The 12,065-nt window shown below is 72.8% G+C and carries 12 protein-coding genes; 3 read left to right on the forward strand and 9 right to left on the reverse strand.

From position 1 onward, the window contains the following. Positions 1-2: 2 nt before the first annotated feature. From AB0J46_RS06290 to AB0J46_RS06300, 3 genes are all read right to left on the reverse strand, one after another. Complete coding sequence (locus tag AB0J46_RS06290; protein ID WP_364327200.1) at positions 3-3,746, reverse strand: S8 family serine peptidase; 3,744 nt, start codon at positions 3,744-3,746, stop codon at positions 3-5. A gap of 145 nt (positions 3,747-3,891) precedes the next feature. Further along, positions 3,892-4,809, reverse strand: coding sequence for an RNA polymerase sigma-70 factor (locus AB0J46_RS06295; protein ID WP_364327203.1), 918 nt, complete (start codon positions 4,807-4,809; stop codon positions 3,892-3,894). Continuing rightward, a complete protein-coding gene (locus AB0J46_RS06300; protein WP_364327206.1) occupies positions 4,806-6,017 on the reverse strand; it encodes an FAD-dependent oxidoreductase in 1,212 nt (403 codons plus the stop codon). The genes AB0J46_RS06295 and AB0J46_RS06300 overlap by 4 nt, the downstream gene beginning before the upstream one ends. 127 nt (positions 6,018-6,144) lie before the next feature. Here AB0J46_RS06300 and AB0J46_RS06305 point away from each other — a divergent pair, with 127 nt between their 5' ends. Further along, on the forward strand, positions 6,145-6,747 hold the full coding sequence (locus AB0J46_RS06305) for a hypothetical protein (RefSeq protein WP_364327209.1): 603 nt from the start codon (positions 6,145-6,147) through the stop codon (positions 6,745-6,747). Here the strand turns inward: AB0J46_RS06305 and AB0J46_RS06310 are convergent. The 3 genes from AB0J46_RS06310 to AB0J46_RS06320 are packed head-to-tail and all read right to left on the reverse strand — an operon-like array spanning position 6,744 to position 9,276. Continuing rightward, on the reverse strand, positions 6,744-7,940 hold the full coding sequence (locus AB0J46_RS06310; protein WP_364327212.1) for an MFS transporter: 1,197 nt from the start codon (positions 7,938-7,940) through the stop codon (positions 6,744-6,746). The two genes, AB0J46_RS06305 and AB0J46_RS06310, sit on opposite strands and share 4 nt — an antisense overlap. Beyond that, entirely contained in the window at positions 7,937-8,296 is a 360-nt protein-coding gene (locus AB0J46_RS06315; RefSeq protein WP_364327215.1) for a thioredoxin domain-containing protein, read from the reverse strand. The genes AB0J46_RS06310 and AB0J46_RS06315 overlap by 4 nt, the downstream gene beginning before the upstream one ends. 26 nt (positions 8,297-8,322) lie before the next feature. Further along, complete coding sequence (locus AB0J46_RS06320) at positions 8,323-9,276, reverse strand: NAD(P)/FAD-dependent oxidoreductase (RefSeq protein WP_364327218.1); 954 nt, start codon at positions 9,274-9,276, stop codon at positions 8,323-8,325. Between the two features lie 93 nt (positions 9,277-9,369). Between AB0J46_RS06320 and AB0J46_RS06325 the strand changes: the two genes are divergently transcribed. Then, on the forward strand, positions 9,370-9,963 hold the full coding sequence (locus AB0J46_RS06325; RefSeq protein ID WP_364327221.1) for an XRE family transcriptional regulator: 594 nt from the start codon (positions 9,370-9,372) through the stop codon (positions 9,961-9,963). Between the two features lie 3 nt (positions 9,964-9,966). On the opposite strand, the gene AB0J46_RS06330 is transcribed toward AB0J46_RS06325, so the two are convergent. After that, on the reverse strand, positions 9,967-10,356 hold the full coding sequence (locus AB0J46_RS06330) for a PPOX class F420-dependent oxidoreductase (protein ID WP_358290172.1): 390 nt from the start codon (positions 10,354-10,356) through the stop codon (positions 9,967-9,969). Positions 10,357-10,426: 70 nt separating this feature from the next. Between AB0J46_RS06330 and AB0J46_RS06335 the strand changes: the two genes are divergently transcribed. Next, positions 10,427-10,849, forward strand: a complete 423-nt coding sequence (locus tag AB0J46_RS06335) for a MarR family transcriptional regulator (RefSeq protein WP_364327224.1) — start codon at positions 10,427-10,429, stop codon at positions 10,847-10,849. Between the two features lie 20 nt (positions 10,850-10,869). On the opposite strand, the gene AB0J46_RS06340 is transcribed toward AB0J46_RS06335, so the two are convergent. Continuing rightward, entirely contained in the window at positions 10,870-11,151 is a 282-nt protein-coding gene (locus AB0J46_RS06340; RefSeq protein WP_364327227.1) for a hypothetical protein, read from the reverse strand. Positions 11,152-11,249: 98 nt separating this feature from the next. Continuing rightward, positions 11,250-11,903, reverse strand: coding sequence for a GNAT family N-acetyltransferase (locus AB0J46_RS06345; RefSeq protein WP_364327230.1), 654 nt, complete (start codon positions 11,901-11,903; stop codon positions 11,250-11,252). Positions 11,904-12,065: the final 162 nt, after the last annotated feature.

A 12,065-nucleotide genomic window follows, 5' to 3' on the forward strand; every position in this document is an offset into this window, starting at 1 on the left:
AACTATCGGCGTAGCTGGTACGCGCGGGTCACGATCTGCTCGACGGTGCCGCCGTCGGCGTCGGTGGCCTGCACGCGCAGCGACACGAACCCGCCGGGCTTGGCCGGGTTCCTGATCGTGCCGGTGAAGGCCCGCTCACCGGCCCCGGCGAGCCGTACCGGCTGCCAGGTGGCGCCGTCGTCGGCCGAGGTCCACAGGGCGGCCCGGGTGATGCGCGGTCCCGCCAGGCCCTTCGGGTAGCGCAGACCGAGGCCGACGCGGGTGGGGGCGTTGGCGTGGGCGCTGTTGGTCTCGTCCACGTCGAGGTCGTAGTCGATCGACAGGACCGGCAGCAGGTCCTGGGCGGCCACCTGCTGTGAGTGGAACGTCCAGTCGGTGCGCACCTTGGTGGAGGTCGTCCAGAAAGGTGCGTTCCGCTGCACGTCGGTCACCACGCGGTACTGGGCGCGTTCCGGCACCACCGGGAAGGCGACGGCCGCCGACGGCGCGGAGCCCAGCAGCACGCCGTCGCGGTAGACCGTCGACAGCTCCTTGTCGGCGGAGGCGCGGAACAGGTACGTCTGGCCGGGCGCGGTGTCGAACAGCCCGCCCGCGAAGAGCACGCCGATCGCGCCCTCGCGGACCGCCGACTTGTCCACCGCGGCCGGCAGCGCCGTGCGGACCACCGCCTTGTTCCAGTCGCGCGACACCCGCTGACCGGCCTTGAGCACGGACGGCGCGGTCTGCTGCCACGCCTGGCCGCTCTCCCAGACCGTGCCCACCTGCATCGACTCGAAGGTCCGCAGGTCGGCCGTGACGTACTCGGTGAGGGGCCGCGGCGTGATCAGCCGGGTGAAGACCGCGTAGGCCGTGCCCTGCATCGGCGAGACCAGCGACCGGGCGTACCCGGCCTCCGTGGCCGGCGCCGAGGCGTGGAACGACGACTCCACGGTGGCCAACTCGCCGTCGCGCACCTTGTACCGCTGGTCCGCGGGGACACCGCCGTTGCGGTACTTGACCAGCTCGTAGGCGTACGGGCTCACCGCCGTGCCCGAGAGCCGGACCTGGAGCCTGCCCTTGGCCGCCGCCGCGGCCAGCCGGGCGCCCTGCTCACCCGCGAGCGTCATCGCCGGGATCCTGGTCGGCGACGTGCTCCAGTTGTCGGCGCCCCAGTTGTCGGGCTTGTCGTTGTAGATGATGACCGCGCCCGCTCCTGCGGCGGCCGCGTTGTCGACCTGCTGCTGCGGCGTGAGCTCGGCGCTGCGCTTGACCAGCGCGAGCCGTCCCCGGACCGGCTGCCCCGCGTAGTCCTCGGGACGCCCGGTCCCGGCGTCCGCGGCCCGCAGGACCTGGGCGCCGTCGATGCGCGCGGAGCCGGCCCGGCCCCGGAAGTAGGCCGGCTCGATCGGCTCGGCCCCGGCGCCGAGGACCTGGGCCTTCAGCTCCGGCGCGGTGAGCGACCAGGCGACCCGGGACTCGAAGCGGCTGCTGGTGCCCTGGGACGGGACGGAGTACACCTTCGTCTCGCCGTTCATCCACTGTTCGAGGCCGTAGGCGCTGGTGCCGGCCGCGCTCTGGACCGACAGGCCGAGCCGGACCCTGTTCGCCTGGTTCGGCTTCGGGGTGTCCATGGTGACCGGTCCGGCCTTGGCGCCGTCGAAGGTGATGGTCCGGTCGGAGTCGATGACCGCGCCCGGTTCGGCGCCGTAGGTGTACTCCCAGACCCGGTTCCCCTCGGCGGCGTAGTGGAAGATCTCCGCCATGAAGGCGTGCTCGCCCCGGGGCAGCCGGACCTTGGCGGTGCCGTCCGCGCCGATCAGGTAGCTGTCCGGAAGGGCCAGCCTGTCGAGGTTGATGTCGTGCACGACGGCGGCGCCGGTGGTCGGCCTGCCGTCCCGGTCGAGCACCTTGAGGGTGACGTCGAAGCGCTCCACGTCCCGGACGAAGCCGACGGCCGTGGTCACGACCGTCTGGCCGTCGGCGGTGGACGCGGTGACGTGCGCGCCGTGCGCCCCCGCCGGCACGGCCGAGGTGTCGACGGTGACGGCCGCCGACGCGGTGCCGTGCGCCGGCACGGTCACCGCCTGGGCGCCCAGGGTCAGCGCCGCGGCCGGCAGGTCCTCGCCCGCGCCCTTGGCGGCGAGCGTCAGGGTGACGGGCTGGTCGCCGTCGTTGACGTACTCGATCTGCTTGGTGGCCGGCTCTCCGGCGTCCCAGTCGGCGAGCCTGAAGTCGATCACGCCGGAGCCCGAGACGGGCTGGCGTACGGCGCGGCTCACGTCCACGCGGCCGGCGCCCTGGCTGTGCACGGGGGTGCCGGCCGTCGTCCGCGCCGTGCTGACGAGCTGGTTCTTCAGCCTCGCGGCGGTCCAGTCGGGGTGCCGCTGCGCGAGGATGGCCGCGGCGCCCGCCACGTGCGGCGTGGCCATCGACGTGCCGCTCGCCGTGGTGTACGTGCCGTCCACCGGCGTGCCCATCGAGGTGCCCGCGGCGCGGGCGGCCACGATCTTGAAGCCGGGAGCGGTGATCTCCGGCTTGAGCGCCCCGTCGCCGCCGCGGGGACCCCGGCTGGAGAAGTCGGTGACCGCGTCCGCCGAGTCGACCGCGCCGACGGTGAGCGCCGCCTCGGCCACGCCGGGCGAGCCCACCGTGGTCGCCCCCGGGCCGCTGTTGCCCGCGGCGATGGTGAACAGCACGCCCGTCTCGGCGGTCAGCTCGTTGACCGCCACGGCCATCGGGTCGGTGCCGTCGGCGCCCTCCTGGCCGCCCAGGCTCATCGAGACGACCTTCGCGCCCGAGTGGGCCGCCCAGTTCATCCCGTCGAGGATCCACGACTCCATGCCGGCGCCCTCGTCGGCCAGCACCTTGCCCACGATCAGCCGGGCGCCGGGCGCCACGCCCTTGTACTTGCCGCCCGAGCCCGCGCCGCTGCCCGCGATCGTGGAGGCGACGTGCGTGCCGTGCCCGTGGCCGTCCTTCGCCGTCTCGCCGGGGACGAAGCTGCGGCTCTCGGCGATCCGGTCGGCCAGGTCGGGGTGCTCGGCGTCCACGCCGGTGTCCAGGACGGCGACCTTGACGCCGGCCCCGTCGTAACCGGCGGCCCATGCCTCGGGGGCGCCGATCTGCGGCACGCTCTTGTCGAGCAGCGTCTTGACCTTGCCGTCCAGCCAGAGCTTCTCGATGCCGCCGGAGAGCCGGGCCTTGGGCGTTCCCGCCTTGGCGGTGTCGTCGTCCACGGCCTCCCAGAACGCGCCGCCGCGCTTCTTGTCCGCGGCGACGGCCGCTCCCCGGATGCCGGGCAGGGATCGGGTGAGCCGGCCGCCGTCCGGCGGAGCGGCCTTGGCCAGGCCCTTGCCGGAGTAGCGGACGATGGTCGGGATCGACTCGCTGTGGGCGTCGTCGTACCCCTGGGCGATGAGCTGGGTGACGTTGAACAGCCGCTTGTCCACCTGGCCCGAGGCGACCAGCGGCGCGGCCTCGGTCGGCAGCACGTACACGTCGGAGCCGACCGTGTAGGTGCGCAGGTCGCCGGCCGAGCGTTCGCCGGGGGTGACGGTGACCGAGACGGGACGGCCGGCCTGGCTGGCCACGGTGACCTCGTCCCCGGTGATGAGGGTGACCCGCGCGGTGGTGACCGACGACGCCGGGACGCCGGTGACGCCGGTGGCGGGGGCCGTCGCGTCACCGTGGGCGCTTCCGGTGCCGGCCGCGACGAGCGTGGCGGCGAGGGCGGCGCTGAGCAGCGCCGCTCTACGACTGAATGGCATGGCGGTGGCTCTCTTTCTACCGGTTGGGGGGTTGCGCAACCGGCAGAACAAAGTTTCGCCAGAAAGGGACGTACACACCATGACTAGGGCATGGCGGACAACCGACATGTCAGGTCGTCGCCACCGTCCGGGTCAGCAACGGTTGTCAAGGCGCGAGGTCGCGGGCGGTCCCGGCCGCGATCGCGCCCAGCTTGTCGGGGTTGGCGACGTTGTGGACGGCGGTGATGTGCCCGTCGGCGTCGAAGTCGAAGGTCACGGTGGCGACGACCCGGCCCTGACCGCTGAACACCACGCCGGGGCCGCCGTTGATCTCGGCGAGCTCGGCCCGCATGTCGCCCGGCTCGACGCCCTGGTAGGAGACCGTGCCGATCGCGGCGAACCACGCGGCCACCGTCTTCGCGCCCACGACCGGACGCAGCGCCTGGCGCACCTTCCCGCCCCCGTCGGTCCAGAGGGTGACGTCAGGGGACAGCAGTTCCATGAGCGTGTTGATGTCGCCGCCGGTCGCGGCGGCCAGGAAGCGCCGCGTGACGTCCCGCTGCCGCGTCCGGTCCGCCGTGAAGCGCGGCCGCCGGGCCTGTACGTGCTCTCGCGCCCGATGCGCGACCTGGCGCACCGCCGCCTCGGAACGCTCCACCGCCTCGGCGATCTCGGCGTGACTGAACCCGAAGACCTCCTTGAGCACGAACACCGCGCGTTCGAGCGGGCTCAGGGTCTCCAGGACCACCAGCATCGCCGTCGAGACCGAATCGGCGCCCGCGACGTCGTCGGCGGTGTCGCCGCTGGTCAGGATCGGCTCCGGCAACCACGGCCCCACGTACGTCTCGCGCTGGTACTGCGTGGACCGCAGCCGCTGCAGGGCCACGTTCGACACGATCCGCGCCAGGTACGCCTTCGGATCCGCCACCTGCGAACGGTCGTCGGCCGACCACCTGATCCAGGCGTCCTGGACCGCGTCCTCGGCGTCGGCCGCCGAGCCGAGCACGCGGTAGGCCACCGAGAACAGCAGCTTGCGATGCTCGTCGAAGACCTGCTGGTCCTGCTCCGGGTACGCGCGGCTCATCGCCCGGCGCCGATCCGGGTGAACCGGCCGCCACGCGGCCAGAGCGCGCCGGAGACCGGCATCTTCTTCATGCGGAGGTACGTCGGCCAGGGTGCTGCGGTCACCGTCTCCTTATACCGTGCGGCCGTGCGACCGGTGAGATACACCCGGCGCGGGCTGTCGTCGGGGTGGGTGAACTGCACGACCCCGTCGTTGCGGCCGAGGCTCACCGGGGTGTGGTAGTAGCCGAAGCGGAACGGCTTGAGCCGCCGGCCGTCCAGGGCGCGCAGGATCGACATCGCGGCGTGCACGCCGGTCGGCATGCCGCTCTGGCAGGTGCCGTGCATGACGCCGTAACCCTGGCGGATCGCGGCGGCGTCGCCGAGGGCGTACACGTCCGGGTGCGAGACCGAGCGCAGGAAGGCGTCGGTGACGATCCGGCCGCGGTCGTCCACGGTGAGCCCGGCGGCCGCCGCCAGCGGCGAGACCCGCGTGCCGCTCGTCCACAGCACGACGTCGGCGGCGACGCTCTCCGCGTCCGGCCCGCACACCACCTCGACCGATCCGGGCAGCACCTTCGTGACCTCGACGCCGCTGCGCACCCGGACGCCCAGCCGGGCCAGCGCCTTCCTGACGTACTCCCTCGGCCCGGCCGCCATGGCCGCGCCGGGCTCCTGCCTGCCGAGCAGCACGACGTCCAGTTCGGGGTGCCGCTCGGCGATCTCGGCGGCCGACTCGACGCCGGTCAGCCCGCTGCCGCAGACGGCCACCGTGCCCCTGCCCAGGCGGCCCAGCCGGGCGGCCAGCGCCTCGGCGTCCGGCACGCTGTCCAGCGTGTACGCGTGCTCTTCCACCCCCGGCACCGTCACCGTGTCGGCCACGCTGCCCAGCCCGTACACGAGGGTGTCGTAGTGCAGGACCTGGTCGTCGTCGATCCGCACGCTCCTGGCCCGCACGTCCACGGCGGTCACCCAGCCGCGCACGAACCGGGCCCCGGTGCCCTCCAGCAGCTCAGGGATGCGCATCTCGGCGACCTGCTGCCCGCTCGCCACGACGTGCATCCGCAACCGCTCGGTGAACCGCTCCTGCGGATTGACCAGGGTCACCCGGACGTCCGCCCGCCCCTTGGTCCGCGCCGCGAGCTGAATCGCCGCCGCCATCCCCGCGTAGCCCGCCCCCAGCACCAGGACGTGGTGCGGAGCCTTGCCGTTCTCGCGCTGTGTGGTCATCGCCGTGCCCTTTCATCAGGTGCGTCTGACCACGTGATGCAAGACCCCGCCCCATCCGTGACACGCCTTGCTGTGATCCGCGCCACACACCCAGAACCAAGCCGATCCGGGCGGCATCCAACTGTTCATGATCGGCGTGACGCTCTCCCTGCTGCTGGCCCTGTCCCCGGCGGCCGTGACCGAGATTCCGAAGAACTTCCTGCTCACCGAGCGTGAGGCGCGCGTGCCGCTGAGCCCGGACGACGCCGCCGAGCAGGGATACAAGATCAGCGACAGGCTCACCGCGCCCTTCAAGCTGAACCCGTGCGGGCATCGGCGTGCCGTCGACCGCGGCCGGACGGCCGCCCGCACGATCAGCCACTGGACCAGCGGGCCCAGCGTGTCGGCCGAGCAGCTCGTCCTCTACCGGAGCCCGCGGGCCGCCCATGCCGCGCTCGCCGGCCTGCGGGCCGAGGCCGCGCGGTGCGCGCGCAAGGGCGACCCGTCGGCGCCCACGCTCAAGATCCAGTGGCGGACGACCAAGGTGAAGGCGGGGGACGAGGCCGTCGGCATCGGCTACCGGACCCGGCAGGACGGCAACGTGGAGCAGACGATCACGGGGGTCGTCGCGCGCCGGGGCAGCGCGTTGATCATCTACCGGACCGACGAGGGCGACTACGACCCCGGCCGGCTCACCAAGAACGCCAGGAAGATGGCCGTCAAGGTCTGCGGCCTGCCCGGCGTCTGCTAACCCGCCCGGCGCGACGACCACCGGTCCAGCAGGACGGGGACGACCGTGAGCGCGGCCAGCCCCGCGCCGATCCACGGGACGGCGGCGACCCCCGCCCCCGTGTCCAGCACGACGGCGGCCGGCACCGGCACGAGGCTGATGCCCAGCTGGAAGGCCGATACCGTGGTGGCCCCGGCGAGCGCCGGCGCCCCCGACGCGATGGCGAACACCCGCCCGTAGACGGCCGGGTTCAGCACGAACCCGGCGACGCCGAGCAGCAGCACCAGCGGCACGACGGCCGCGACGTGCCGCCCGAGCACGGCCAGCAGCACGGAGCAGGCCGCGATCCCGAGCGCCCCCGCCAGGAGCGCGTGGGTGGGCATCCGGTCGGCGATGCGGCCCCCGACCGACAGCCCGGCGAAGGCCCCCACGCCGAACAGCGTCAGGATCACCGGCACCCAGACCCCGGGCACGCCCGTGACGTCCGTCAGGAACGCCGCCAGGTAGTTGTAGGAGATCATGTAGGCCGCGGTGCTCAGCAGGGTGACGGCGTACACGATCCACAGCTGCGGCCGGCGCATCGTGCGGAGCTCGCCGCGGACGCTCGCCTGCCCGTGCCCGCCGGCGGCGGGCAGCGCCACGAGCGTCAGGACGGCGCCGGCGACGGTGAGCGCGGTCACGGCCCAGAAGCCGCCGCGCCACCCGGTGAAGTAGCTGATCATCGCCCCGGCCGGCCCGCCCGCGATCATCGCCAGGCTCAGCCCGCTGACGACCACCCCGGACGCGCGGGCGGCGCGGTCCGCCGGGACCAGCCCGATCGCGGTGACCGCCGCCACCGCCCAGAACCCCGCGTACGCCAGACCCGAGAGAAAGCGCGTGACCAGCAGCACCGAATAGCTGTCGGTGAGGATGCCGATCGCCACGCAGGCGGCGAAGGCCGCCTGGGCGACCACGAGCGTCGTCCGGCGCGGCCAGCGGAGGGTCATGATGGCCAGCGGCGGCCCGCCGATCACGACCCCCGCCGCGAACGCCGAGATCAGCCCGCCGGCGGAGGCGAGCGTGATCCGCAGGTCCGCGGCGACCGCCGGCAGCACCCCGGCGAGCAGGAATTCCGCGCTGCCCATCGAGAACAGGCTGAACGACAGCAGGTAGACCCCCAGCGGTAACCTGCCGCGGGCGACCGCCGCCGCCCGTCCGGTGGCCGTGGCGCTCATCGGTCCGCCTCCGCCGCGCGCAGGGCCGAGGTGAGGTACTGGTCCAGGACGTGCCGGGGAGCGGCTCCCGTCCAGGAACCGGCGGGCCGGCCGCCGGCGTACACCACGAAGGCGGGTACGGCTGTGATGCCGTGCCGGGCGGCCAGTCCGGGCTGGTCGTCCAGGTCGGCCCGGACGACGTCCACCTCGCCCGCGCGGTCGGCCGCCAGGCTCTCCACGATCGGGGTGACCATCTGGCACGGACGGCACCAGGCCGCCCAGAACTGGATCAGGACCGGACGTTCCGCCTGGAGGACGCGTTCGGTGAAGTTCTGCTCGGTGACGCTGCGCACCGAGCCGGGAACATGCGCGGGCATGACGAAGTCTCCTTGCGTGCGGGGGGCTAACGAGCCGGGACGGAGGTCGCGCGGCGCCGCTCGACGGCGTCCCGCACCTCTTCGTCCACCAGGTCGGCGTTGACGGCGGACGCGGCGGCCGAACCCATCCCCGCCGCCGTGACGACCTGCGCGCGCGGGTCGACGACGTTGCCCGCCGCCCAGACCCCGGGCACGCTGGTCCGTCCCGTCCGGTCGGTGACGACCCAGCCGGCGTCGTCCTTGTCGCAGCCCAGACGGGTGAGCACCTGGTCCTGCGGCACCATGCGCGGGAACAGGAACACGGCGGCGCGCGGCAGCACCCGCCCGTCGGTGAGCTCGACGCCGCGCAGCCGTCCGTCCTCGACGACGAGGTGGTCGATCGGACCCTCGACGATGCGCACGCCGCGGGCCTCCAGCCGGTCGCGGTCCTCCGGCGTCAGGTCGAGGGTGTGGACCAGGAAGACGACGTCGTCGCTCCACTGGCGCAGCAGCAGGGCCTGGTGGACCGCCCCCGGATGCGTGCCGAGCACCGCCAGCGGCCGGTCGCCGACCTCGTGGCCGTGGCAGTAGGGGCAGTGCAGGACGTCCTTGCCCCACCGCTCGCGCACGCCGGGGATGGCGGGCAGCTCGTCGTACAGGCCGGTGGCGACCAGCAGGCGGCGGGCGCCGAGCACCGGGCCGCCCTCCAGCCGCACCGCGAAGCCCGGTTCGACCTCCTCCACACGACCCCGGACGAACCGCACGCCGTACCGCTCGATCTCGGCCCGGCCGAGCTCCAGCAGGGTCGCGGGCGGCAGGCCGTCGCGGGACAGGAAGCCGTGCATGTGCGCGGCCGGGGCGTTGCGCGGCGCGCCCGCGTCGACCACCACCACCTTGCGCCGCGCGCGCCCGAGAAGCAGGGCCGCGCTCAGTCCGGCCGCCCCCGCGCCGACCACCACAACGTCGTACTCGGTGTCCTTGCTGTTCATCGCCGTAGTCATGGCGATCACCTCCGGCCCCGATGGTGCGATCCGGCACGCGGGGATGACAACTTCTGTTGCCGTTTCTGGGAAATCGGAGGTGGAATGGGCCTCATGGAGCAGCAATCCCGGATCGACGCCACGCTGGCCCAGGTCGGCGCCCGGCTCAGACACCTCCGTACCCAGCGCGGCGTGACCCTGTCGGCCCTGGCCGAGGCCACCGGCATCTCCAAGAGCACGCTCTCGCGGCTGGAGTCGGGGCAGCGCCGGCCCAGCCTGGAGCTGCTGCTGCCGATCGCGGAGGCGCACCAGGTGCCGCTGGACGAGCTGGTCGGCGCGCCGGAGGTCGGCGACCCGCGGGTCCGGCTCAAGCCGGTGGTCCGCAACGGCCGGACCGTGCTGCCCCTGACCGCCCAGCCCGGCCCGCTGCAGGCGTGGAAGTCTGTCATCCCCGCCGACCAGAAGCAGCCACAGCCCGTCACGCACGAGGGTTATGAGTGGATGTACGTGCTCTCGGGGCGCGTCCGCCTGATCGTGGGCGACCACGACCTGGTCATGGGGCCCGGCGAGGCCGCCGAGTTCGACACCCACCTGCCCCACTGGTTCGGCCCCGCGGGCGATCATCCGGTGGAGGTGCTCAACCTGTTCGGACGGCAGGGCGAACGCATGCACATGCGCGCCCAGCCCCGCCCCCGGCAGCCGTCCTAGAGGTCACTGGCTGGTGCAGCGGGTGGGCCGCACCACGATGACCACCCTGCGCTCGGCGTCGCCGACCGGACGTGCGTAGTCGAGGCCGTACCGCCTGGCCAGCACGTCGAAGAAGTCACCCTGGGGGTCGGGTTCGACCCGCTCCACCGTGCCCCGCACCTCCAGGTAGCGGTACGGCTGCTCCGGATCGTTGACCGAGATCGCCACGTGCGGACGGGCGCCGGCGTTGCGCCCCTTCTGCCGGTCGTTCGTGGTGGTGAAGCGCAGGAACTCGCCGTCCCAGATGGTCCACACGGGCGTCACCTGCGGGGTGCCGTCGGGCATCAACGTCGCCAGATGGACGTACAGGGGACGGGTCAGCAGGTCGAGATGGCTCTCCGGAATCACAGACATGCGCGGAACACTATCAAAGCTTTTATATCCATACGAGTTTTGAGCGCCTGCCGACTTGTAGGCTCCAGGCATGGACATGCCCCCGGAGGAGCGGCTCGGCCTCGACGTCAAGCGCGCCGAGCAGCGACTCATGGCGGCCAAGCACGCCGCGGTCAAGACCGCGGGACTGACCGTGCCCCAGTACGCCGCCCTGCTGGCCCTCCACGCCAACCCGGGCATCTCTGCCGCCGCCCTGGCCAGGGAATGCCTGGTCACGCCGCAGGCCATGAACGTCGTACTGAAGAACCTGCTCGAACACGGCCTGATCGAGCGTTCCCCCCATCAGTGGCACCGCACCATGCTGGAAACCCACCTCACGGACGCCGGCCGCGAGGCGCTGCGGGTGGCGGACCAGGCAGCCGTGATCATCGAACGCCGCATCTCCACCGCCTTCACCCCCGAGGAACGCGCCACCCTCCGCACCCTCCTCACCCGCTTCACCGACGCGATCTGACCGGGCGCCGGGCGAGCTCCTCATCCGGCCGGGGAGCCACCGAGGATCAGGTCGGCCATCCGCAGCAGCCGGTCCACGTACGTCCTCGCCTCCCGGCCACGCGCTCGCCGCCGGATCCAGCGCAGGTCGCGGGCGCTGCTGATGAGCCGCTCGCGTAGCTGGTCGGTGAGCGCCTTGCCCTCATTACGGACGTACCAGAACATGACACCCGCGACTCCGTCGTCCGCCAGGACCAGGTCCGCGAACAGGTCCCGATCGGCCAGCCCGGGAAACGGAATGTGCCGATGCTCTTCCCAAAGCACGGACACTTCTTCGAACACCTCTGGCGACACTTTGCCCACGCGCCAAAGATACGGTCACCGCTCCGCAGAGATACGGTCACCGCTCCCTAGAGATACGGTCACCGCTCTACGCGAAGGCTCACCTGTGACCCCAGTTCGCGGAACCCGAGAGCCCGGGCCACCCGCCGCGACGCCTCCGGACGCGCCCGCCACTGCGGCAGCAACCCCGCCCCGAGCGCGTCGGCCACCGCCGCCGACGCCACCGCCCGAGCCAGCCCCTGCCCCCGAAACCCCTCGGCAGTCAGTACGGACAGATGCGCCGCCATGTCCAACCACGTCCGATATCCGGCGGCGGCGACCACATCACCGCCCGCACGAACCACCCAGACCGCCGAACCGACCTCCGACAGCCCGCTCTCGTCGGCGTCCTGCTCGCTCGCCGCAGCCAGCAGCCCGCCGACGTCCCGATCCCCCACCGCCAGCCGTTCGACATCCGCCCCGGCATGGCAAGGGACGAACTCCTCGGCATCGACGTACGCGAGCGTCGCCGGCCCCAGAACCTCCCGGACCTCCACCCGCCCGGACTCCCGCTCAGACAGCCGCCCGGACAGCCGCGCGAGGTCGACGCCGTCCTCGACGAGAGCGCCGCGCAGGGCGTCACGCAGCGGCTCGGCCAACCCGGCGTCAGGCACCGTGACCAGCGCCCCGCCGTCCAGCACGACGATCCCCGTCCATCCGGGCGGGCCCAAAGCCGACCCGGAGGAGACGACCACCGCGACCTCTCCCCGCCCGGGAAACCTGACAGGCACCCGAGCCAGGTCCGCCCACAACCGCCCCACCGCATTTCGCACCACACTCAATGATCTCAGACAGCGTGGGACATGACCCTCCTGTCGCGTAGACGAAGACGGCGTCTCTCCCTACAGGAGGTCTTT

Origin of the sequence: Nonomuraea sp. NPDC049758, assembly GCF_040674635.1 — a bacterium.
GTDB lineage: Bacteria > Actinomycetota > Actinomycetes > Streptosporangiales > Streptosporangiaceae > Nonomuraea.

Excerpts from the sequence above, each read along its gene's own strand:
- AB0J46_RS06290 (WP_364327200.1), bottom strand. The coding sequence starts at position 3,746 with ATGCCATTCAGTCGTAGAGCGGCGCTGCTCAGCGCCGCCCTCGCCGCC.
- AB0J46_RS06295 (WP_364327203.1), bottom strand. The coding sequence starts at position 4,809 with ATGAGCCGCGCGTACCCGGAGCAGGACCAGCAGGTCTTCGACGAGCAT.
- AB0J46_RS06300 (WP_364327206.1), bottom strand. The coding sequence starts at position 6,017 with ATGACCACACAGCGCGAGAACGGCAAGGCTCCGCACCACGTCCTGGTG.
- AB0J46_RS06305 (WP_364327209.1), top strand. The coding sequence starts at position 6,145 with ATGATCGGCGTGACGCTCTCCCTGCTGCTGGCCCTGTCCCCGGCGGCC.
- AB0J46_RS06310 (WP_364327212.1), bottom strand. The coding sequence starts at position 7,940 with ATGAGCGCCACGGCCACCGGACGGGCGGCGGCGGTCGCCCGCGGCAGG.
- AB0J46_RS06315 (WP_364327215.1), bottom strand. The coding sequence starts at position 8,296 with ATGCCCGCGCATGTTCCCGGCTCGGTGCGCAGCGTCACCGAGCAGAAC.
- AB0J46_RS06320 (WP_364327218.1), bottom strand. The coding sequence starts at position 9,276 with ATGACTACGGCGATGAACAGCAAGGACACCGAGTACGACGTTGTGGTG.
- AB0J46_RS06325 (WP_364327221.1), top strand. The coding sequence starts at position 9,370 with ATGGAGCAGCAATCCCGGATCGACGCCACGCTGGCCCAGGTCGGCGCC.
- AB0J46_RS06330 (WP_358290172.1), bottom strand. The coding sequence starts at position 10,356 with ATGTCTGTGATTCCGGAGAGCCATCTCGACCTGCTGACCCGTCCCCTG.
- AB0J46_RS06335 (WP_364327224.1), top strand. The coding sequence starts at position 10,427 with ATGGACATGCCCCCGGAGGAGCGGCTCGGCCTCGACGTCAAGCGCGCC.